Here is a 20,664-nt window from a genome sequence, read left to right as displayed (position 1 = left end):
AAACGAACCGATAGGCGAGCCGCGCGTTAACCGTTGCTTTACCAAACCTTTACCTTGCCTTGAGCTATCCCCATTTATGACCTTACCGGCGCCCGGTCGCTAACGGGTCCCGAGGAGCACCAGATGGCCACTAAGGCAGCTACCAAGACCCCAAAAGATGCCGAGAAGCCCGAAGCAGGCGCGCCGGCCGCGGAAGCGACCAACGATAGTCCGTTACTCGACCTATCCGATGCTGCCGTAAAAAAGCTCATCAAGGTCGCCAAGAAGCGCGGCTACGTGACCTATGAAGAACTCAATGCCGTGATGCCATCGGAGGAAGTGTCCTCCGAGCAGATCGAAGACATCATGTCCATGTTCTCGGACATGGGCATCAATGTGGTTGATGAAGACGAGGTCGAAGAGACCGAAGTCGAAAAGGACGAGGAAGAAAGCCAGGAACTGGCGCCTTCGACCGGCAGCGCCGTTGCGACCACGTCCAACACCAAGGCTGGTTCTGACCGAACCGACGATCCGGTTCGCATGTATCTGCGCGAAATGGGCTCGGTCGAGCTGTTGTCGCGCGAAGGCGAAATCGCCATCGCCAAGCGCATCGAGGCTGGTCGCGAGACCATGATCGAAGGCCTTTGCGAGTCGCCGCTGACTTTCCAGGCTATTATCATCTGGCGCGAGCAGCTGGCTCAGGGGGAAATCCTGCTGCGCGACATTATCGACCTGGAAGCGACCTATGCTGGCCCCGATGCCAAGCAGGCCGCGCCAAATCCTGAAATGATGCATTTGAACGCGGCTCCCAAGATGGAGAGCGTGGTCGAAAAGCCAAAGGCGGCGCCAGTTGCCCGCCGTGCCGGTGGCGACGAGGACGACGATTATGTGCCCGAAGAGCCGCAGGCTCCGCAAGACCCGGTTGCAGATGATGATGATGACGAGTTCGAAAACGCGCTGTCGCTGTCAGCGATGGAAGCCGAGCTGAAGCCTCAGGTCGTTGAAACCTTCGATCGCATCGCCGAAGCCTATGGCAAGATGCGCGTGATGCAGGACCGTCACGCTGAAGACCGTGCGGTCAATGTCAGCGCCTCGGATGCCAAGAAACTCGATGCGCTGCGCACCGATGTGATCGCCGACGTGAAGTCGCTGTCGCTCAACACCAGTCGTATCGAAAGCCTGGTCGAGCAGCTCTACGACATCAACAAGCGTCTGGTGCGTACCGAAGGGCGCCTGCTGCGGCTGGCCGAAAGCTATGGCGTCAAGCGCGAAGCGTTCCTTGAAAGCTATTATGGCTCCGAGCTGAACCCAGCCTGGGAAGCCGGTTTGGCAACCCATGCCGGCAAGGGCTGGGCAGAATTTGCCAAGCGCGAAGGCGATACCATCACCGAGCTGCGTGGCGAAATCGGCACGCTGGCGACCGAAACCGGCCTCGATATCGTCGAATACCGCCGGATCGTGCACAAGGTGCAGAAGGGCGAACGCGAAGCTGCGATTGCCAAGAAGGAAATGGTCGAGGCCAACCTGCGTCTCGTGATTTCTATTGCAAAGAAGTACACGAACCGCGGCCTGCAATTCCTTGATCTGATTCAGGAAGGCAATATCGGCCTGATGAAGGCCGTGGATAAATTCGAGTATCGTCGCGGCTACAAGTTCTCGACCTACGCGACCTGGTGGATCCGCCAGGCGATCACCCGTTCGATTGCCGATCAGGCGCGCACCATCCGTATTCCGGTGCACATGATTGAAACGATCAACAAGATCGTCCGTACGTCGCGGCAGATGCTGCACGAGATTGGCCGTGAACCGACGCCGGAGGAGCTGAGCGAAAAGCTGCAGATGCCTTTGGACAAGGTCCGCAAGGTGCTCAAGATCGCCAAGGAACCGATCTCGCTCGAAACCCCGATCGGGGACGAGGAAGATTCGAACCTGGGCGATTTCATCCAGGACGTGAATGCGATCCAGCCAATCGATGCCGCGATCCAGTCCAACCTGCGTGAAACCACGACGCGCGTGTTGGCCTCGCTGACGCCGCGCGAAGAACGCGTGCTGCGCATGCGCTTTGGTATCGGCATGAACACCGACCATACGCTCGAAGAAGTCGGCCAGCAGTTCTCGGTGACCCGCGAACGTATCCGTCAGATCGAGGCGAAGGCGCTGCGCAAGCTCAAGCACCCCAGCAGGAGCCGGAAGCTGCGGAGCTTTTTGGATAACTAGCTTAGACAGGATGTCACCCCGGCGGAGGCCGGAACCCATCCTGAAATTTCAAGATGGATACCGGCCTGCGCCAGTATGACACCGTGGTGGGCTGGTTCTGCGATGATCGACAAACCAGTTCGCCTCAAGCTCACCGCCATTCGGGCCGTCGTGCCCTTCAAGCTGGTGGTGACCTTCTCCGATGGGTCTAGCGGTGCGTTCGATGCGGCGCAGATGCTGGGGGAGCGGGGCGAGGGGACGGAGCCGTTACGGGATCGGCGCTATTTCGCCAAGGTCGAACTGGCCAATGGCACGCCGACCTGGCCGAACTATTTTACGCTGTCGCCCGAATGGCTGCGTGAGGAAATGCATAGGCGCGGCGAGCTGGTGTTGCCGCTGCCGGTGCGCACCAGGCGCCCGGTAAGAGGCGAGGAGTAGACGATGTCGTTTTTGAAGAAGCTGTTTGGTGGTGGTGAAAGCAAGCCAAAGACGGAAGCTGGCGATGTGGTGCTGGGCGAAGATGCCTATAAGGGCTTCACCATCAAGGCGATCCAGATGCGGGTTGGCAGCGAATTGCAGCTGGCGGGCCTTATCGAAAAGGATATCGCGGGCGAGCTGAAGATCTATCGTTTCGTGCGCGCCGACCGGATGTCATCCAAGGACGACTTGATCATGCTGGCGCTGGGTAAAGGCCGCCAGATCATCGATGAGCAGGGCGTCGGAATTTTCAAATAGGCCTTAGGGCCGATCAAAATCATGCAGGCGATGAAGCCGGTAGCACCATCTGGGTCTGCCGCTGTCGTGCTGCCGATATGGAGTAAGTCTCATGGCCAAAAAGCCAACTGCGCGCAGTGAATTCGTGATGTTCGACGTGATCTATGAAGATGGCAGTCAGCGTTCCAACCGCAAGGTCGACGGCAATCTGCTGGGTGGCCTTGACGGCGACGACGCGGCACGGACGGCGATCATGGATCAGGACCGGGCGATTTCCGAGAAGTCGGGTCTGCCGCCATTGCAGATCAAGACGATCCGGCGTTCGGGCAAGTAATGAGCGATTTGCAGCTTGGGCGCAGTGTCGAGGCCCCACAGCATCCTGAGAATGCTGTGCTCGATCCGGTGCCCAATCCGCATCCCGACATTCGCTACGTTGCGCGCTATGTGGCGCCGGAATTCACCTCGCTGTGCCCAGTGACCGGGCAGCCCGATTTCGCGCATCTGGTGATCGATTATGTTCCCGATCAGTTTCTGGTCGAGTCCAAATCGCTCAAGCTCTACCTGACCTCATTCCGCAATCACGGCGCCTTCCACGAAGGCTGCACCATCGATATTGCCAAAAAGATTATCGCTACGATCAATCCGCACTGGCTGCGCATCGGTGGCTATTGGTATCCGCGCGGTGGCCTGCCGATCGACGTGTTCTGGCAGACTGGTGCGCCACTTGAAGGTGTATGGCTACCGGATCAGGGCGTGGCGCCGTATCGCGGACGCGGCTAGATCGATCAGGCCCGTGGCAGCGCCTTGTCAATGGCCGGTTTGACCACCGTTCCATACAGCTCGATTGCCTTCATCACCTTATCATGGGGCAGGGTTCCGACGCTGAGTTGCAGGCCGAAGCGGTCGTGCTTGAACCATTCGTGCTGCAGCAGGATCTTGTCGATAATCTGCTGCGGTGAGCCGATGAAGTAGGCGCCCTGGGGCTGTGTGCCGGCTTCGAACTGGGCGCGGGTGCCCGGCAACCAGCCGCGTTCCTTGCCGATGCGGCTCATCGCTTCGTGGTGGGCCGGGAAGGCGACGTCCAGCGCTTCCTGGGTGGTTTCGGCAATGAAGCCGTGCGAGCTGATACCGAGCGGTGTGGCCTGATCCTTGCCGACGCGCTCCAGCGTTTCGCGATAGAACTTAACCAGTGGCTCGAACTGCCTGGGCATGCCGCCAATGATGGCGATCATCAGGGGCAGGCCATAATAGGCCGCGCGCGCCACCGAATTGGGCGTGCCACCAACAGCAATCCACAGCGGCAGCGGCTGCTGGATTGGTTCGGGGTAAATGGCGATCCCGTCGATCGGCTTGGTATGGGCACCGCCCGGCCAGGTGACCTTGCCGCCTTCGCGGATTTTGAGCAGCAGTTCGAGTTTTTCCTCGAACAGGGTGTCGTAGTCGTTCAGGTCGAGGCCAAATAGCGGGAAACTCTCGATGAACGAGCCGCGTCCGGCCATGATTTCGGCGCGGCCATTGGAGAGCAGGTCGAGCGTGGCGAACTGCTGATAGGCGCGGATCGGGTCTTCGGAACTCAGCACGGTGACGGCAGTGGACAGCCGGATGGATTTGGTGCGGGCCGCCGCGGCCGCCAGAATGGTCACCGGGGCGGTGGCGACGAAGTCGGGCCGGTGGTGCTCACCTAAACCGTAGAAATCCAGGCCGAGCTGATCGGCCAATTCGATTTCTTCAAGCAGGTCCCTGAGCCGCTCGGCTGGGCTTTGCAGCCTGCCGCTAAAATGCTCGACGGTATTTTCAGCGAAGGAATAGAGCCCGAGTTCCATAATTGACCTCTTGTTTGCAGCAACACATGGCCTCAGGCGGGACGCTGATCAAGACGGCACACCGCTGTAACCTTGGCCAAACCGCAGACAAGAAAGAGCCCCGGCGGGGCAGCCGGGGCTCAGGGACGGTGCTGCAGAGGGAGGGGCCGCAGCATCGATTTAGTCAGGACTTACTGAACGGCTGGAGCCGGGGTGGCCGCAGGAGCCGCGGTAGCAGGGGCCATTGAGTCAGCCGGTGCAGTGGCCGGAGCTGTAGCAGGAGCCGTGGTATCGGCTGGTGCTTCAGTCATCGGCGCAGCAGCTGGCGCAGTGGTATCAGCCGGAGCTGTTGTCATTGGGGTCGTCGGTGCTGCTGGATCGGCTGGCGCCGTCACCGCTGGGGTGTTGTTCACATCAACCGAAGTCGATGGACCAGAATTGGCCGAAAATACCAGATAACCGATGGCCAGCAGAGCCAGGACTACAATAATTCCGACGAACCACGCAGTACCGCTGCTTTCGCGTGCGTAAACCGTGCGGTTGCCGTCGTTAGTATAGACGGTATCGCGTTCAGGGATTGCCATGATGTCGCTCCTTTGTTTCACCGTATGGCAAAGAAACGCGGAGTTTCAGGAATCGTTCCCGGAAAATTTACTGAGCAGGGCGCGTGGAAATTGCCTTCAGGCCCAGATATTTAGGGGGTCTTGCCGGGGTGCCAGCGCAATATATCCAAATATTTTTTGCTCGAAAATGGCCAAATTGGCCCGTGGGTGGGCGATATTGGATTGGTGGTTGTCGTGTTGCGGCGGCGGTTGGGGGCAGCGTGTCCATCGCCTCAGACGCTGGCGAAATCGAAGACGATGAACACGCGCGCGACTTGTCAGCTAAACCACGTTTTGGCCAACACACCTGAGCAGCATCGCCAAAAAATTGTGCCACCGCATCCCCCATATGAGGGATGCGGAGCGTCATTTATGGTTATTTTCGTTAGTTTGACGCGAAATATGGCGAGACCAGCGGCGTGATCCGCCGGATCGTGACCCGGCGGTTCTTTGGTTCGTCGGCCTGCGTGCGGACGCGCAAGTAGCGTTCGCCGTAGCCTTGGGTCGCCAGATTTTCTGGCGGGACGCCATAATAGTGGGTCAGAATACGGGCAACCGAGGCTGCGCGCTGGTCCGACAGCACCAGATTGGCCTGATCCGAGCCCGGCGCGTCGGTATGGCCTTCGATCAGGAAGGTTTCAGCCGGGTTCTCCTCCAGCAGGGTCAGCATGGCGTCGGCCAGTTTTTCCAGTGCATTGATCTGGTTGCGCGAGAGCTTGGAGGCGCCGCTGGCAAAGTTCAGATTGCCCACTTCCAGGCGGCGCACGCTATCGCGCAGGCGAGCCGAGCGTTTGACCTCATCGATGGAATAGAGACGGCGAACTTTTTCCACGGGCGGCTGGCGGAAGAACAATGAGATTTCGTCCTCGTCAGCATAATACCAATCCATCACGTAATCGCGCAGCGAGATATTGAGGCGAAGCACCGGCAGGTCGTCGCCCGGATCGCGCCAATTTTCGAGCTGGTCGTAATAGCTGGGGTCGAAATAGGCGAACACGTAGGTTTCGCCATAAGGGTCAGTGCGATAGCGCTCCAGAATGTTGCCGTACTGGTCGCGCACCGTGACCACTTCCGTGCCATCGTCGCGATAGACAGTTTCGCGGAAGCGGTTATCGCCGATCTGGTCGAATTGGTAGTTGCTATCGTCGCCAAAAATCCGGTCGCGATCGGCAGCTGAGTTGTTGATCACGTAGGTGTTGTTCACCTCATAGACGTAGGTGTTATTCACCGTGGTGTTGTTGACCGTCGTGTTGGTGACGTTGGTCTGGTTGATAATGGTGACGTTGGCCGGCGGAGTGATCGGCGGCGGGGCGTCGAGCACTTCGGCATTTTCACCGCTGGCCGCGACGATTTCCTGGGGCGTGACACGCGCGGCGATGCTGGCATCGGCATCGTCCTGCGGCAGGGTCTCCTCGGTAATGACCGGCACGCTTTCATCGACAACCGCGTCCGGATTTTCCTTGGCCGCATCGGTCAGCGGGGCGGCATCGTCACCCTCGGCCACCGGCTCGGTTGCATTGAGCAGTTCTTCGGGCTGAGTATCGGCGTAGGGGTCTACCTCGGGCTGAGCGATCAGACTTTCTGGTGGGTCCTGGGTCGTCGTGTTCGGCTCGGCAGTGTCATCAGTCGTTTGTGGCGTGGTCTGGTTGGCCGTGCACTCTTCGGCGGTCGTGAAACCGGCGTCGATGCATTCCTGGCTCAAGTCGGTGGCTGGAGTTGTGACTTCTTCGCTTGTGACTGGTTGGTCTGGATCGGCGACCGGCACGGTCTCGGTATCATCCGCCGGGGTATCGGTTTGCTGCAGGAAATCGTTGCATTCGTCGGTCGTCGTGTAGCCGGCGTCCAAACATTTCTGGGCGACTTCGTCCGAGGTGGCGGGTTCATCGGTGGTCGGCTGTTCGGTCGTTGTATCGTCGGTCACCGGAACATTCTGATCCTGAGCTGGGTCATCGGCCACCGGGTCCTGCACAACAGGCTGTTCGGAAACCGGATCTTGTTCCGCCGGCTGATCCTGTGCAGTCGGTTCGTCGCCGGGTGCGCTCAGGCTTTGTAGATAGCTGTCGCAGTCGGCGGTCCCGGTGTAGCCGCCATCGATGCAGCGCTGGTCAACATCGTTCTGCGCGGGCGGCTCCTCGGCAGGGGGGTCTTGCACGACCGGTTCGTCGACCGGGACGTCTTCGGCAGCTGGCTCGTCCTCGACCGGGGCCGACAGGCTTTGCAGATAGCTGTCGCACTCGGCAGTGGTGGTGACGCCCGCGTCAACGCATTCCTGCGCGACATTGTCCTGCTGCGGGGGTTCCTCGGCGATTGGCTCCTCGGGAGCAGGCTCTTCGGCGACGGGTTGTTCTGGAGCGGGCTCCTGCTGGGCAGGCGCTTCGGCGGGCGGCAGGGTTTGCAGATAGGCGGCGCAATCCTCGTAGGTGACGAGTTCAGCATCGATGCAGCGCTGGTCCAGTTCGTCCTGCGCCGTAGCAGGCAGCGCGCTGGAAAAGAACATGCAGCAGACAAGGAGAAGCCAATGGCGCAGGTGCATGCTGAAGTGTTCCGGGACGATAAATCTCGGCGCAGCATTAACGAATTTTAATGTGAGCGGTAGGGCCTTCTTGCGCTCATCGTAAATTTGACAAAGCAAAAGGGCCGGGCAAATGCCCGGCCCCTTCATTTGGCGCTTTATAGCTTCTAGTTCGAAGCCAACGGGGTCACCAGCGGCGTAATGCGGCGGATGGTGACACGGCGGTTTTCGCGTTCCGCCAGATCGGTGCGGATCTTGAGATAGCGCTCGCCATAGCCCTGGGTGGCCAGGTTTTCCGGCGGGATCTGATAGAAGTCCGTCAGGATGCGGGCCACGGTTGCAGCGCGCAGATCAGACAGTTGCAGGTTCTTGATCTCGCTGCCCACGGCGTCGGTATGGCCTTCGATCAGGAAGGTTTCGGCGGGGTTGGTGGCCAGCAACTGCTTCATCGCCCCGGCGACCTTGCTGAGCGAACTCACCTGGTCGCGGCTGATGGTTGCAGCGCCTGAGTCAAAGGTCAGGCCACCAACTTCGAGACGGCGCACGCTGTCGCGAATACGGGAAGAGCGCTTGACCTCGTCGATCGAGTAGAGCCGAACAACCTGTTCAACCGGCGGCTGACGGAAGAAGGTTTCGACGCCATCCTCATCGGCATTCTGCGCATCCAGCACATACTCGTTGACCGGGATATTGAGACGGAGGGGAGGCAGGTCCTGACCCGGATCGCGCCACTCGAGCAGATCCTGGTCGTAGCGATCATCGAAATAGGCCAGCACGTGTTCGCGGCCATCGGCATCGATGCGCGAGCGGCGCAGGATGTCGCCGTTGCGGTTGCGCACTGTGATGACCTGGGAGCCATCGGCACGGGTGATGGTTTCGCGGACGCGGCCATTGGCGAGGTTTTCGTAGAACACCTCGTCCTGGCCATTGCTGTCGATAAAGCGGTCGGTATCCTGGCCGCGATTTTCCACGATCAACTGATTGCCGACCTGGAGCACCACCTGGGTCTGGGTGACGTTGTTCTGCGTCACATTGGTGGTGTTGTTGGTCGTGTTGTTCGTGGTGGTATTATTCGTGTTGTTGGTGACGTTGTTGACCACATTGGTCTGGTTCACGATCGTCACGTTCTGCGGCACTTCCTGGGGTGCGATATCCTGCACCTGTACCGACTGACCCTGTTCGGCAGTCAGCGATTCCTGTGCAGCTTCCGGAGCAACCAGCTTGGCCTGCGAGGCCGCATCGGATTCCGGAGGTGGTGCAAGGGGTTCTTCCGCGGCAGCTGGAGCAGCAACAGCATTGGCGTCTGCGGGGGCCGCTTCAATGTCCTTGGCGCTATCGAGCACGGGAGCAACCTGCTCCTGCGTGATGCCCTTGGGCAGGTTTTCGATCACTTCGGTCGGCTGCGCGGGCAGCTGATCGAGCGGGATCGCTGCCGCCGCCGGGACTTCCGGCAGGGTCAGGCCATAATCGGCAAGACAGGCGGCGATATCGGGATAACCGAACGGGGCGCAGAGGGCCTCGATCTGTGCCTTGGCCGCAGCGATATTGGCGTCGGCAGCGGTACGATCGCCACCAGCGTTGATCTCGGCCACGGCGGCATTATAGGCGTCAACCTGGGCCTGCAGGCCGGCGCTGATGTCAGCATTCTCCGGGGCCGGCTGATCAGCGGGTGCAGTTGGTACGGCAGCGGGCGCCACAGCAGCAGGTTCTGCTGCTGGTGCAGCAGCGGGCTGTTCGACAGGAGCGGGGACATCCTGCAACTTTACGCCATAGTCGGCCAGGCAGCTTGCCAGGTCACCATAGCCCGCGGTGGTGCAGAGTGCTTGCATCTGGGCTTTGGCGGCGGCGATATTGGCTTCGCCGGTCGCACCGTCGCTACCGGCAGCGAGGTCTGCGATCGCGGCATTATAGGCATCGACCTGGACCTGAAGGTCCGCAGTGATGTCGACAGCCGCTGGCGCGGGAGCAGGTTCCGGCTCTGGAGCCGGTGCCGGTTCTGCTGCCGGTGCAGGTTCAGCGGCGGGCGCGGGTTCAGCAGTAGGGGCCGGCTCAGCTGCTGGCGCAGGTTCTGCCGCAGGGGCCGGTTCTGCAGCAGGGGCCGGTTCTGCAGCAGGGACCGGTTCTGCCGCAGGGGCAGGTGCCGCTGCGGGTGCAGGCGCCGCAGCCATGGCGGCGACGCAGTCGTCGACGCTGGTATAGCCGGCGACGATGCATTGCTCGGTGAACGCGGCGGTCGCGGTTTGCAGCGCGGCGGGATCACCGGCGGCCTGAGCGGCAATATAGGCCTGGTAGGCCACGACAAGGCTATCGTTCTGTGCCCATGCCGTCATCGGAGCCAGGGCCATCAGGCCAAGGCTCGTGCCGGTGAGCAGCCAATTTCGAAAGCGCATTGTTTTTTCCTTTTTGTCGAATTGGACAATCGCACACAGCATCATGGTGCAATTCTGAATGGCATATGAATGGGGTGTTAATCGCGCGACCGGCGCGTTTGTCCCCCTAATCCAGCAACTCCGGGCCCCTGCGAAGGTTCCGCCACCTCCCCAAGATGAGCTTGGCCAACAGATGATGGCGCGAATGCGGCGGCAGGCTGCTGGCGCGCCATCGCCACTCATGGCAGGGTGAGGAAAATTACCACCAAGAAGACTGGAATCGCCTGATGGATTGGGGTGCAATCGTCGCCTACTGGCCGTTCGTGCTTGGGCTGATGGTGACGGGCCTATTCTCGGGCATTTTTGCCGGACTGCTCGGTATTGGTGGTGGCGCCATCATCGTGCCGGCGCTATCGAGTGCGCTGGCCTGGCTGGGGTTCCAATCAGACGTCACCATGCATGTTGCGGTCGGCACCTCGCTGGCGATCATCATTCCCACTGGCATCATGAGCGCGCGGGCGCATTTTGTGCGTGGTGCGCTCGATATTGCCACGCTCAAGCTCTGGGTGCCGTTCATTGTTGCCGGGACGCTGATCGGCGGGGTGATGGCGGGGTATTTCTCCGGCGATGCCTTGCGCATCGTCTTTGCGGTGATGGCGTTCGTGATTGCCATCAATATCGTCTTCTCGTTCCAGACGCGGCTGATGGGCCATCTGCATGGCTCGAAAACCACCAACCGGGTTTCGGCGTTCGTGGTGGGCTATATTTCGGCGCTGATGGGGATTGGTGGCGGGTCGCTGAGCGTGCCCACCATGGTGGCTTTTGGGGCGCCGATCCACCGCGCCGTCGGCACGTCAGCGGCGCTGGGCGTTGCCATCGCCATTTCCGGCGCCATTGGCTACGTGCTGTCGGGCTGGGACGTGGCGGGGGTGCCGCCGCTCAGCCTAGGCTATATCAATCTGGTAGCCTTGGTGCTGGTGGCGGTGCTGGCGGCGATCTGTGCGCCGATTGGCGCGGCACTGGCGCATCGTCTTGATCAGCAGACGCTCAAATATGTTTTCGCAGCGTTTCTGACATTTGTCGGGCTGAACATGCTGTGGAAGGTGTTCGCGGGATAAGGGTTGGTGGGGGACGGTTGACTACGACGGGCCGCCCCCACCTCCCAAGCCCCCCAATAAAGAGGGGAACCGGTTATTTAGATTGATCGAGTTCCCATTGGACCGAAACGTTGACTCCGAAACTTAGTTCCCCAGCTTCGACAGGAACAGCATCGCTCTGTGGCGCCGCGGCCATTGCCTTGGCCATATAGGGCTGTGGTTCGGAATATCCAGTGCTCTCGGCAATAGAAACAATGGTCTCCAGCTTGGCGCCGGCGGCGGTGGCGTAGAGGTCGGCCTTGTCGTGCGCATTGGCAAAGGCCTGCTTGCGCGCCTCGTCATAAAGCTTGGACGGATCGGCGACCGTGAAACTGACGCCATTGATGGTGTTGGCACCCACGGTCACGGCACGGTCGAGTACGCTGCCCAACGAGGACAATTCGCGCACTTTGACGGTGACCGAATTGGAGACCTGGTAGCCGGTGATCTTGGGCGGCAGCGAATAGCCGTTGGCGTCCTTGGCGTCGGAATAAACGTAGTTCGGGTTCACCGAAAACCCAGAGGTCTGGATATCCTTGGCCTGGATGCCGGCTCCTTTAAGCGCGGCAATCAATTCGGCCATGGCCTTGGTGTTCTGATCCAGTGCATCGCGGGCAGTTTCGCCCTGCGTGGTGACGCCGGAGGTGACGAAGGCGGTGTCCGGCGCTGCCGTGACTTCGCCGTGGCCATCGATGGAAATGGTGCCAGCCAGCGCGGGGCTAGCGAGGGCGGCGAGCAGGGCGAAGGGGGCAATTGCCAAAAGCGGACGCATAGATGTCTCCAAGTGCTAGGGCCGAATGGCCCGTGATTGAGGTGATAAAAGGGCGAAACTGAACCCAGCTTGAACGATGTGATCGGTCGGTCACAGGTTTGACGAACCAGCGCGACAGTTCCTTGGGTGGGTGGACAAAAAATCTTTACAAGGCCAATTGGTGCGATCTGAGGGGCCAGCCATGCCGACGTTGAACAAAGTCATTGCTTTCGCACCGACCACCGATGCAGGGCGGGCGCCGGATTTCTACCAGCGTATTCTTGGCCTCACTTTGGTAGAACAGAACGGCTTCGCGCTGGTGTTTGACGTTGGCGGGGTGATGTTGCGCGTCACCATCGTTGGGGAATTGACACCGCGACCGTTCACTGTGTTGGGCTGGGTGGTCGGGGATATAGAGGCCAGCATTGATGCGTTGGTCGACCGGGGCGTGGTGTTTCTCGACTATGGCATGGGGCAAGACCGGCGGAAAATCTGGACTGCTCCCAGCGGCGGACGCATTGCCTGGTTCCAGGACCCGGATGGCAATGTGCTGTCGCTGACCGGCTAGTGTTCGACTTTAGTTTGGGCCGTTTTGCTGGACACGGGGCGAGCCCGCCTGTTAGTTACCGGCGCCTGGTTGTATGGGAGCCGCCGTGACCAATTCTGTCATTCCAAGCCAAGGTATTCTGCTCGGCCGGGCCCGTGTGCCAGGATTTGCCTATCCGCGCGTGGTGACCGTGCGAGATGGACAGGTGGTGGATATCACTCAGCCGGGTGCGGCGCTGGTGCGCGATATCTGTGAACACGACGACGCGGCCGAATATGTGCGCAGCGCGCTCGGCAATATTGTCGGTTCAGTTGACGCGGTTGTGGCCAACAGCTGGGCCGGTACGCTCGATGCGGCCCAGCCATCGCTACTATCGCCGATCGATCTGCAGGCGATCAAAGCGTCGGGCGTGACCTTTGTGGTGTCGCTGCTGGAGCGAGTGATCGAAGAACAGGCACGGGGCGACAAATCGCGGGCAGATGCTTTGCGCGGCGAGATTTTGGCGCTGATCGGCATGGACCTGAGCGAGCTGGTGCCAGGCTCCGAGACCGCAATGAAGGTCAAGGAAGCGCTGATCGCCAAGGGTGTGTGGAGCCAGTATCTCGAAGTGGGGATAGGGCCAGACGCGGAGATTTTTACCAAGGGCCAGCCGATGAGTTCGGTGGGCTTTGGCGCCGATGTGGGCCTACATCCTGTATCGAGCTGGAACAATCCGGAGCCGGAAGTGGCGCTGGTGGTGACGAGCGCCGGCACGATCATCGGCGCGACCTTGGGTAATGACGTGAACCTGCGCGACGTAGAAGGCCGCTCGGCGCTGTTGCTGGGCAAGGCCAAGGATAATAATGCGTCAGCATCGCTGGGGCCGTTCATCCGGCTGTTCGACGGCGATTTTACGCTTGAGACGATCTCGGCTGCCGACATTGGCCTGACCGTCAGCGGCGAGGATGGGTTCGAGCTGGTCGGCAAATCCTCGATGAGCCAGATTTCGCGCACCCCCGCCTCGCTGGTGGCGGCGACCATCGGGCGGCATCATCAATATCCGGATGGGCTGGTGCTGTATCTGGGGACGATGTTTGCGCCGGTACAGGATCGCGGCGGGGCCGGAAAAGGCTTCACCCACAAGATAAATGATGTGGTCTCGATCTCGACACCGGCGCTGGGTACCCTATCTAACAGAGTACGCCTCTCAACCGAGTGTCCGCCCTGGAGCTATGGCGCCAGCCATCTGCTGCGCGACCTCGCCACTGCACACCTTCTCTGACTGAATTCATCAAAGGCTTTGATCATGACCGAATTGCACAAGAACCTCATCAATGGCGAATGGGTGGGTACCGACGGCGCTGAAAATATCAACCCGTCCAATACCGCCGAAGTGGTGGGGCTCTACGCCCGGGCCACCGCCGAAGAAACCAAGCAGGCGATTGCGGCCGCCAAGGCGGCGTTCCCGGCCTGGTCGCGTTCGGGCATTCTTGAGCGCCATGCCATTCTGTCCAAGACCGCGCAGGAAATCCTGGCGCGCAAGGCCGAACTGGGCGAACTGCTGAGCCGCGAAGAAGGCAAGACCCTGCCGGAAGGCATCGGCGAAGTGACCCGCGCGGCGCAGATTTTCGACTTCTTTGCTGGTGAAGTGCTGCGCCTGGGCGGCGAAGTACTGCCGTCGGCCCGTCCAGGCATCGGTGTGGAAATCACCCGTGAGCCGATCGGCGTCATCGGCATCATTACGCCATGGAATTTCCCGATCGCCATTCCGACCTGGAAGATGGCTCCGGCGCTGGCCTATGGCAATACCGTGGTGATCAAGCCGGCCGATCTGGTGCCGGGCTCGACCTGGGCAATCGTGGATATCCTCAAGCGTGCCGGCCTGCCCAATGGCGTGGTCAACCTGGTGATGGGCAAGGGTTCGGTCGTCGGCCAGACCATGCTGGATAGCAAGGACGTCACTGCGATCTCGTTCACCGGTTCGGTGGGTACGGGAAAACGCGTCGCTGCCGCGTCGATCGAACACAATCGCAAGTTCCAGCTGGAAATGGGCGGCAAGAACCCGACCGTCGTGCTCGATGACGCCGATCTCAAGATCGCCGTCGAATCGGTGGCGCAGTCGGCATTCTTCTCGACCGGCCAGCGTTGCACGGCCTCGTCGCGCATCATCGTCACCGAAGGTATCCACGACAGGTTCGTGGCGGCTCTGGCCGAACGTGCGGCGGGCCTCAATGTCGGCCATGCGCTGGAAAAGGGCGTCGATATCGGGCCAGTGGTGGATGCCAGCCAGCTCAAGCAGGACACCGATTACATCGCCATCGGCAAGGCCGAAGGCGCAAAGCTGGTGGCCGGCGGCGAACTGGTGAAGCGCGGCACGGAAGGCTTCTTCCTGCAGCCGACGCTGTTCACCGAGACCAACAACCAGATGCGCATTTCGCGCGAAGAAATCTTCGGGCCAGTGGCTTCGGTCATCCGCGTCAAGGACTATGAAGAAGCGCTGCACGTTTCCAACGACACCGAATTCGGCCTGTCGGCTGGTATCGTCACGACCTCGCTCAAGTATGCCACCCACTTCAAGCGCAATGCGGAAGCGGGCATGGTGATGGTCAACGTGCCGACAGCCGGTGTGGATTTCCACGTGCCGTTTGGCGGCCGCAAGGGCTCGTCCTATGGTTCGCGTGAGCAGGGCACCTATGCCAAGGAATTCTTCACCGTGGTCAAGACCGCCTACACGGCTGCCGGCTAATGGTGGACGGCGACAGCAAATCGGTTGATCAGCTCGTATCAGAGCTGATCGCCACCGGGACGATGAGCGAAGAGACCGTTGCGGAATTGAACGGTTATTTGGCCGCGTCGCAGGCCGGAACGCTTGATCCGGATGATCTGGCCTATCTGCGGGCGTTTTATGCCCGCATCATGGATGCGCCGGTGGAAGACGTTGTTGCCGACGAGGCGCCACAAGATATGCGGGCGGAGTTCGCAGCGATGCTGGAGCGGGCCGAGAAGGCCGAGGCGGAAGTTGCGCGGTTGACCGCGTTGCTGGCTGAGAAGGCTTAGTCCTAACCACAGTCCGTCGCTCTCGGGCTTGACCCGAGGGTGACCATCTGGGTGGGTTACGTCAGTTATTGATCGCCGTCACGGCCCAGTACGTCTTCGAACAGGCGTCGTTGTCGCAGATATTGGACATCCAGACCGCACCATCGGCGATCATCACGCCTTCGGCGTTGACGAACAGATCCTTGAAATCTTGGCTGCGGATGGCTTCCTGCGTCTGGGGGGCGAGCAGGCTGTCGAAGTTTTCAGTGAACGTGTCGGCGGTATCGACATCATAGGTTTCGCCATTGGCGTGGATGGTGATCGGGAAGGCGACGAGGTCAGCAAAGCTGGCGTGGTCGTCGAGCAGGAAGGCATCCTGCAGCTTGCCGAAAAACTCGCCGAAACCGACCGAGTCGCCCTGCAGATTTTCGATCTGGTCCATGACCTCTTCTTCAGATGCAGCCAGTGCCGGCGCAATCAGGGTGGCGGCCAGAACGAGGCTCACGCCAAGCATCGATAGTCGAAACATCCAAGTTATCTCCCATTGGCCGGGCGTGTCCCGGCTTGTCCAAGTCCCGGCGGACCGGTGATTTGAGCGCAGTATATCTGCGTCTTTCACCGTGGACGAGGGGGATCGCGGCCCGCGTGTTGGTTTAGCGCGTGAACGCCAGCGGCACGGTGAACGCCCATTCGCTGCGGTTCGCGCCTTGGGGAATAGGTGGAAACGGCGCGGCCCGCACCACGGTATCAAGGCCTGCCTGGTCGATTGGGGCATTGTCGGAGGATTGCACGATGCGCATGCCGGACGGTTGGCCGGCAGAGGAAACCACGAACTGCACCTGCACTTCGCCGGAGCTGTTACCAGTGCCGCGCGGAAAGCGCAGGGCGCGGCGGAGTTTGCCGACCACCTGGCTGGGATAGCGGACGTTATATCGCGCCGACGATTTCGCAGGGGCAGGTGGTTGCCGATGGCGCCGCCGAGGCGTTCGCCACGGTCGATCTGTTTGCCAGCTGCAAGCCGCAGAGCGGCGTGTTCGAGGGTACGGAAATCACCGCCGGCATCGACAACCTGTTCAACGCTGATTACCGCGAAAACCTTGCCGGCTACCGCTCGTTCGGGCGCACCTTCAAGGCGACGCTGGCCAAGCAGTTCGGCTACTAGGACCTGCATCAATCCAATACAAGCGGCGCGGGTCACTCCGCGCCGTTTTGCTTTTAGGGACCGGGGCATCGGCGGATGAAATTCGGGAAAAGCGAAACGCGTCCGTCAACAACGATAATATCATACATTATTTTAGATTTTTAGCGTGCGAAATGGCTTGGCTTGGCCCTTGAAGACCTCTAGAACGTCACCATGAGCGATAGCACCCTCATCATCAGTCCGGTTGAAGCGGCCATCGATCAGCCGGGCAGCGTCTATGAACTGATCCGCGAGGATATAATTTCAGGCCGTCTGGAGCCCAGTGCGCGGCTCAAAATTGCCGATCTAGCCGAGCGCTATGGTACCTCGACAAACCCGGTTCGCGAGGCATTGCAGCTGTTGCGCGGCGAGGGTTTCGTGATCATCGAGGCCAACCGCGGCGCGCGCGTGGTGGCCATCGATGCGGCCTTTGTGCGCGACATTATCGAGATCGAAGTGCTGATCGAGCCGGCGCTGACCAAGTGGTTCGTGTCGATCGTGACGGACGCCGACATCGCCGAGCTGGAAGCGGCCCAGAACGATATCGAGACGCTCAACTTCAGCGATGCCAAACGCCACGGGGAGCTGGATACACGGTTTCACCAACTGATCTATGACCGCCATTATAACCGCCATGCGGCCGACCTGTGGTGGAAGCATCGCGAGATTTTGCGGGCGATCAGCCGCCGGTTTCCAACCTCGCTCAGCCGTCGCATGGCGGTGTTGAGCGAGCATCGCGAACTTATCGCCCGTATCCGCGCGCAAGACGCCGAAGGCGCAGCCGCGGTCGTGGCGCGCCACGTGGAGGGATCTGGTCGACATATTATCGAGCAGATGGGTGTTGCCAGCCGGAATGGAGTGCGCAAGCGGCCGGCATAGACGTTTTTAGGGAGAGGTATTGATGACGACCACATTGGGGGCCGCCGAGAGTATCGAAAGCTATGTCCGCACCGGCTCGCGGCCGAGCGACCTGCGCATTACCGATTTGCGCGTTGCCGAAATCGTCGGTGCGCCGTTCACCTCGGCCCTGATCAAAATTTATACCAATCAGGGCATTGTCGGCCTGGGCGAAGTGCGGGATGGCGCCAGCGCGACCTATGCACTGATGCTCAAGAGCCGGCTGATCGGCGAAAACCCCTGCGATGTTGACCGGCTGTTCCGCCGCATCAAGCAATTCGGCGGCCATGGCCGGCAGGGTGGGGGCGTATCGGGGATCGAAATCGCGCTGTGGGACCTGGCCGGCAAGGCCTATGGTGTGCCGATCTACCAGATGCTCGGCGGCAAGTTCCGCGACAAGGTGCGGGTCTATTGTGACACCGACGCCGAAAAGCCCAGCGGCACCGATACCGGCAAGCGGCTCAAGGCGCGCATGGATATGGGGTTCACCTTCCTCAAGATGGATCTGGGCCTGATGCAGGTCGCCTATATCCCGGGCGCCGTGGTTGCCCCGGCGGGCTCGCTGGAAAGCTACCGTTCCCATCCCGAGCGCGGTCCAGTCAAAAGCATGGACGACCGGCGCGCCCGCAACGCCGTCTATGACGTTCACAACGTGCGCCACCCGTTCAGCGGGTTGCACTTTACCGACAAGGGCATCGACCTGCTCGAGCAGTACATCCACGAAGTACGTGAGGTGATCGGCTACGAAATTCCGCTGGCGATCGACCATGTCGGCCACATCTCGCTGCAGAACGGCATCAGGCTGGCGCGGCGGATCGAAAAATACGTACCGGCCTGGCTCGAGGACGTCATTCCCTGGCAGTACACCGACCAATATCGGCAGTTGCAGGAAGCCACGACGGTGCCGATCTGCACGGGCGAGGATATCTATCTGCGCGAAGGCTTCGAGCCGCTGCTCAAATCCGGCATCTCGGTGATCCATCCTGACCTGTTGACCTCGGGCGGGATTCTGGAAACCAAGAAGATCGGTGATGCGGCGCAAGATCATGGCATCGCCATGGCCATCCACATGGCGGAAAGCCCGATTGCCGCGATGGCCGCCGCCCATGTTGCGGTGGCCACGGAAAACTTCATGGCGCTCGAATATCACAGCGTCGAGGTGGACTGGTGGGACGATATCGTCACCGGCCTGCCCAAGCCGCTGGTCAAGGACGGCTTCATCGAAGTGCCGGACAAGCCAGGCCTGGGTATCGACGACGTGGTCGACGAAGTCATTGGCCAGCACTTGCAGGACGGGGCCAAAGGCATCTGGCTGCCGACCGATCAATGGGACCAGGAATATTCCTGGGACCGCACCTGGAGCTAAAGGCTCCGGCGATTGAACACGCAAAATTACAGGACGAGCGATGATTTATGAGCTGAGAATCTACGAATGCCTGCCTGGCCGGCTGCCGGCGCTGCTAAAGCGCTTCAACGACCATACGCTCAAGCTGTGGGACAAGCACGGCATCCGCCAAGCGGGGTTTTTCACCACGATGATCGGTGAGAGCCACCAGCGGCTGACCTATTTCGTCGCCTGGGAGTCGCTGGCCGAGCGCGAGGTGAAATGGGCAGCCTTCGGCTCCGATCCGGACTGGCACAAGGCGCGCGACGACTCCGAGCGGGACGGACAGATCCTGAGCAATATCAGCAGCCAGCTATTGTCGCCGACCGCCTTCTCATCGGTGAAATAGGGGGGCGCCATGAAGATCACCGATCTGCGTTGCGCGGTCATCGGCAAGCATCCCATCGTGCGCATCGTCACCGATGAGGGTCTCTACGGGCTGGGCGAGGTTGAATATACCAAGACCTATCTCAAGCCATTCGTGCTGCATTTTCGCGACGCGCTGATCGGGGAAGACCCGACCGATGTCGAGCGGTGCATGCTCAAGATCCGCCAGCGTGGCTCGTTCAAGCCTTATGGCGCGGCGGTCAGTGCCATTGAGCATGCGCTGTGGGACATTGCCGGTAAGGCGGCCAATGTGCCGGTGTACAAGCTGCTGGGCGGCAAGGTGCGCGACCAGGTGCGGGTTTATAACGGGTCGATCCGCCAGAAGCGGACGGGCGACCGGCCGGAGGATTATGCAGCCGACGTCAAATGGATGATGGAGCAGAAGCAGAACTTCTTCATGGTCAAGCAGGGCATCAGCTTCCATTCCAACATGAAGGACAGCATCGACGACTTTCACTACGGCCCGCGCCAGAGCAAGGCCGGCTATCACGGCGCCATGGACCAGGGGCAGATCTCCGAGCACGGGTTCAACCACATGCTCGATTGCGTCCAGGCGATGAAGGAAGTGCTCGGCGACAAGGTATCGCTGGCGCTCGATTGCGGGCCGGGCTGGTTCCTGCCCGACGCCATCCGCTTTGCCAATGCGGTGGAGAAATACAACCTGATGTGGCTCGAGGACATGCTGACCGGCGACTATGTGCCGTGGGTCAATCCGCAGGCTTATCGGGAGCTGACGCTATCGACGACGACACCGATCCATACCGGCGAGCAGATTTATCTGCGGCACAATTTCAAGGAACTGATCGAGACGCAGGCGGTGCGCGTGATCGGGCCAGATCCCGCCGATATCGGCGGTATTGCCGAACTGAAATGGGTGACCGAGCACGCCTATATGCATTCGATCATGATGGCGCCGCACGGCACGGCCAACGGGCTGCTGGGGCTGGGGGCGCTGATCAATGTCTGCGCCACGCTGCCGGCGAACTACATCGCCTTCGAGTATCCCAGCGCTTCGGACCCGTGGTGGGAGGACATCGTCATCGGCCTGCCCAAGCAGATCGTGAAGGACTCCATGGTCGACCTGCTGGAGGCGCCCGGGCTCGGGCTGGATATCGATGCCGAGGGCGCGAGGAAGTATCTCAGCGAAGAGGACAAGGGGTTCTTCGCGCCGTAGGCCCTAGTAAACAGACCGA

General features: G+C 60.6%; 22 protein-coding genes. 15 read left to right on the top strand and 7 right to left on the bottom strand.

Annotated elements, in window-relative coordinates; all coding sequences use genetic code 11:
- Positions 1–123: 123 nt before the first annotated feature.
- From rpoD to queF, 5 genes are all read left to right on the top strand, one after another.
- Positions 124–2,196 (top strand): RNA polymerase sigma factor RpoD, encoded by a 2,073-nt coding sequence (rpoD, locus tag ABIT12_RS00725; RefSeq protein ID WP_348044285.1) that lies wholly within the window; start codon positions 124–126, stop codon positions 2,194–2,196.
- A gap of 102 nt (positions 2,197–2,298) precedes the next feature.
- Positions 2,299–2,613: a DUF2442 domain-containing protein gene (locus tag ABIT12_RS00720; protein WP_348044283.1), complete on the top strand. Its 315-nt coding sequence runs from the start codon at positions 2,299–2,301 to the stop codon at positions 2,611–2,613.
- Positions 2,614–2,616: 3 nt separating this feature from the next.
- A complete protein-coding gene (locus ABIT12_RS00715; protein WP_348044281.1) occupies positions 2,617–2,910 on the top strand; it encodes an HlyU family transcriptional regulator in 294 nt (97 codons plus the stop codon).
- A 91-nt stretch (positions 2,911–3,001) separates the two neighbouring features.
- Positions 3,002–3,223 carry a hypothetical protein gene (locus ABIT12_RS00710; RefSeq protein ID WP_348044279.1) on the top strand — a complete coding sequence of 74 codons (222 nt, stop codon included), beginning with the start codon at positions 3,002–3,004 and terminating at the stop codon, positions 3,221–3,223.
- Complete coding sequence (queF, locus tag ABIT12_RS00705) at positions 3,223–3,669, top strand: preQ(1) synthase (RefSeq protein WP_348044277.1); 447 nt, start codon at positions 3,223–3,225, stop codon at positions 3,667–3,669. The genes ABIT12_RS00710 and queF overlap by 1 nt, the downstream gene beginning before the upstream one ends.
- Positions 3,670–3,674: 5 nt before the next feature.
- Here the strand turns inward: queF and ABIT12_RS00700 are convergent, their stop codons facing one another.
- From ABIT12_RS00700 to ABIT12_RS00685, 4 genes are all read right to left on the bottom strand, one after another.
- On the bottom strand, positions 3,675–4,712 hold the full coding sequence (locus tag ABIT12_RS00700; protein ID WP_348044275.1) for an Atu2307/SP_0267 family LLM class monooxygenase: 1,038 nt from the start codon (positions 4,710–4,712) through the stop codon (positions 3,675–3,677).
- Positions 4,713–4,882: 170 nt separating this feature from the next.
- Positions 4,883–5,275, bottom strand: a complete 393-nt coding sequence (locus ABIT12_RS00695; RefSeq protein WP_348044273.1) for a hypothetical protein — start codon at positions 5,273–5,275, stop codon at positions 4,883–4,885.
- Positions 5,276–5,678: 403 nt separating this feature from the next.
- Positions 5,679–7,790, bottom strand: a complete 2,112-nt coding sequence (locus ABIT12_RS00690) for an OmpA family protein (RefSeq protein WP_348044271.1) — start codon at positions 7,788–7,790, stop codon at positions 5,679–5,681.
- 182 nt (positions 7,791–7,972) lie between these two features.
- Positions 7,973–10,195, bottom strand: a complete 2,223-nt coding sequence (locus ABIT12_RS00685) for an OmpA family protein (RefSeq protein ID WP_348044269.1) — start codon at positions 10,193–10,195, stop codon at positions 7,973–7,975.
- Between the two features lie 266 nt (positions 10,196–10,461).
- Here ABIT12_RS00685 and ABIT12_RS00680 point away from each other — a divergent pair, with 266 nt between their 5' ends.
- Positions 10,462–11,292, top strand: coding sequence for a sulfite exporter TauE/SafE family protein (locus tag ABIT12_RS00680; RefSeq protein WP_348044267.1), 831 nt, complete (start codon positions 10,462–10,464; stop codon positions 11,290–11,292).
- 73 nt (positions 11,293–11,365) lie between these two features.
- Here the strand turns inward: ABIT12_RS00680 and ABIT12_RS00675 are convergent, their stop codons facing one another.
- The gene (locus ABIT12_RS00675; protein ID WP_348044265.1) at positions 11,366–12,082 is read right to left on the bottom strand and encodes an SIMPL domain-containing protein; all 717 of its coding nucleotides are present in this window, start codon (positions 12,080–12,082) and stop codon (positions 11,366–11,368) included.
- A 181-nt stretch (positions 12,083–12,263) separates the two neighbouring features.
- Here ABIT12_RS00675 and ABIT12_RS00670 point away from each other — a divergent pair, with 181 nt between their 5' ends.
- From ABIT12_RS00670 to ABIT12_RS00655, 4 genes are all read left to right on the top strand, one after another.
- Positions 12,264–12,629 (top strand): VOC family protein, encoded by a 366-nt coding sequence (locus ABIT12_RS00670; RefSeq protein ID WP_348044263.1) that lies wholly within the window; start codon positions 12,264–12,266, stop codon positions 12,627–12,629.
- Positions 12,630–12,714: 85 nt separating this feature from the next.
- Complete coding sequence (locus tag ABIT12_RS00665) at positions 12,715–13,869, top strand: fumarylacetoacetate hydrolase family protein (RefSeq protein WP_348044261.1); 1,155 nt, start codon at positions 12,715–12,717, stop codon at positions 13,867–13,869.
- Between the two features lie 24 nt (positions 13,870–13,893).
- Entirely contained in the window at positions 13,894–15,333 is a 1,440-nt protein-coding gene (locus tag ABIT12_RS00660) for an aldehyde dehydrogenase family protein (RefSeq protein ID WP_348044259.1), read from the top strand.
- The gene (locus tag ABIT12_RS00655) at positions 15,333–15,644 is read left to right on the top strand and encodes a hypothetical protein (protein WP_348044257.1); all 312 of its coding nucleotides are present in this window, start codon (positions 15,333–15,335) and stop codon (positions 15,642–15,644) included. Before ABIT12_RS00660 ends, ABIT12_RS00655 begins: the two co-directional genes overlap by 1 nt.
- Positions 15,645–15,705: 61 nt before the next feature.
- Here ABIT12_RS00655 and ABIT12_RS00650 read toward each other — a convergent pair whose 3' ends face one another.
- Positions 15,706–16,152, bottom strand: coding sequence for a hypothetical protein (locus ABIT12_RS00650; protein ID WP_348044255.1), 447 nt, complete (start codon positions 16,150–16,152; stop codon positions 15,706–15,708).
- Between the two features lie 124 nt (positions 16,153–16,276).
- Positions 16,277–16,531: a TonB family protein gene (locus tag ABIT12_RS00645; protein WP_348044253.1), complete on the bottom strand. Its 255-nt coding sequence runs from the start codon at positions 16,529–16,531 to the stop codon at positions 16,277–16,279.
- A gap of 50 nt (positions 16,532–16,581) precedes the next feature.
- On the opposite strand from ABIT12_RS00645, the gene ABIT12_RS00640 reads away from it, so the two are divergent.
- The 5 genes from ABIT12_RS00640 (at position 16,582) to ABIT12_RS00620 (ending at position 20,645) form a co-directional block, all read left to right on the top strand.
- Positions 16,582–16,785 carry a hypothetical protein gene (locus ABIT12_RS00640; RefSeq protein WP_348044251.1) on the top strand — a complete coding sequence of 68 codons (204 nt, stop codon included), beginning with the start codon at positions 16,582–16,584 and terminating at the stop codon, positions 16,783–16,785.
- Between the two features lie 192 nt (positions 16,786–16,977).
- A complete protein-coding gene (locus ABIT12_RS00635) occupies positions 16,978–17,682 on the top strand; it encodes a GntR family transcriptional regulator (RefSeq protein ID WP_348044249.1) in 705 nt (234 codons plus the stop codon).
- Positions 17,683–17,704: 22 nt separating this feature from the next.
- Complete coding sequence (locus ABIT12_RS00630) at positions 17,705–19,066, top strand: mandelate racemase/muconate lactonizing enzyme family protein (protein ID WP_348044247.1); 1,362 nt, start codon at positions 17,705–17,707, stop codon at positions 19,064–19,066.
- Positions 19,067–19,106: 40 nt separating this feature from the next.
- Positions 19,107–19,433: an NIPSNAP family protein gene (locus ABIT12_RS00625; protein ID WP_348044245.1), complete on the top strand. Its 327-nt coding sequence runs from the start codon at positions 19,107–19,109 to the stop codon at positions 19,431–19,433.
- Between the two features lie 9 nt (positions 19,434–19,442).
- Positions 19,443–20,645, top strand: a complete 1,203-nt coding sequence (locus ABIT12_RS00620; RefSeq protein ID WP_348044243.1) for a mandelate racemase/muconate lactonizing enzyme family protein — start codon at positions 19,443–19,445, stop codon at positions 20,643–20,645.
- Positions 20,646–20,664: the final 19 nt, after the last annotated feature.

It is taken from the genome of Devosia sp., assembly GCF_039927955.1.
Classification (GTDB): domain Bacteria; phylum Pseudomonadota; class Alphaproteobacteria; order Rhizobiales; family Devosiaceae; genus Devosia.
Note: the sequence above shows the minus strand (reverse complement) of the source record. Positions and strands in the feature narration are given on the sequence as shown.

Bases quoted from the DNA above. Each gene is read 5' to 3' on its own strand.
- ABIT12_RS00670 (WP_348044263.1), top strand. From the start codon at position 12,264: ATGCCGACGTTGAACAAAGTCATTGCTTTCGCACCGACCACCGATGCA.
- queF (WP_348044277.1), top strand. From the start codon at position 3,223: ATGAGCGATTTGCAGCTTGGGCGCAGTGTCGAGGCCCCACAGCATCCT.
- ABIT12_RS00695 (WP_348044273.1), bottom strand. From the start codon at position 5,275: ATGGCAATCCCTGAACGCGATACCGTCTATACTAACGACGGCAACCGC.
- ABIT12_RS00720 (WP_348044283.1), top strand. From the start codon at position 2,299: ATGATCGACAAACCAGTTCGCCTCAAGCTCACCGCCATTCGGGCCGTC.
- ABIT12_RS00630 (WP_348044247.1), top strand. From the start codon at position 17,705: ATGACGACCACATTGGGGGCCGCCGAGAGTATCGAAAGCTATGTCCGC.
- ABIT12_RS00675 (WP_348044265.1), bottom strand. From the start codon at position 12,082: ATGCGTCCGCTTTTGGCAATTGCCCCCTTCGCCCTGCTCGCCGCCCTC.
- ABIT12_RS00690 (WP_348044271.1), bottom strand. From the start codon at position 7,790: ATGTTCTTTTCCAGCGCGCTGCCTGCTACGGCGCAGGACGAACTGGAC.
- ABIT12_RS00635 (WP_348044249.1), top strand. From the start codon at position 16,978: ATGAGCGATAGCACCCTCATCATCAGTCCGGTTGAAGCGGCCATCGAT.
- ABIT12_RS00660 (WP_348044259.1), top strand. From the start codon at position 13,894: ATGACCGAATTGCACAAGAACCTCATCAATGGCGAATGGGTGGGTACC.
- ABIT12_RS00680 (WP_348044267.1), top strand. From the start codon at position 10,462: ATGGATTGGGGTGCAATCGTCGCCTACTGGCCGTTCGTGCTTGGGCTG.
- ABIT12_RS00710 (WP_348044279.1), top strand. From the start codon at position 3,002: ATGGCCAAAAAGCCAACTGCGCGCAGTGAATTCGTGATGTTCGACGTG.
- ABIT12_RS00685 (WP_348044269.1), bottom strand. From the start codon at position 10,195: ATGCGCTTTCGAAATTGGCTGCTCACCGGCACGAGCCTTGGCCTGATG.
- ABIT12_RS00655 (WP_348044257.1), top strand. From the start codon at position 15,333: ATGGTGGACGGCGACAGCAAATCGGTTGATCAGCTCGTATCAGAGCTG.
- ABIT12_RS00700 (WP_348044275.1), bottom strand. From the start codon at position 4,712: ATGGAACTCGGGCTCTATTCCTTCGCTGAAAATACCGTCGAGCATTTT.
- rpoD (WP_348044285.1), top strand. From the start codon at position 124: ATGGCCACTAAGGCAGCTACCAAGACCCCAAAAGATGCCGAGAAGCCC.
- ABIT12_RS00715 (WP_348044281.1), top strand. From the start codon at position 2,617: ATGTCGTTTTTGAAGAAGCTGTTTGGTGGTGGTGAAAGCAAGCCAAAG.
- ABIT12_RS00625 (WP_348044245.1), top strand. From the start codon at position 19,107: ATGATTTATGAGCTGAGAATCTACGAATGCCTGCCTGGCCGGCTGCCG.
- ABIT12_RS00620 (WP_348044243.1), top strand. From the start codon at position 19,443: ATGAAGATCACCGATCTGCGTTGCGCGGTCATCGGCAAGCATCCCATC.
- ABIT12_RS00650 (WP_348044255.1), bottom strand. From the start codon at position 16,152: ATGTTTCGACTATCGATGCTTGGCGTGAGCCTCGTTCTGGCCGCCACC.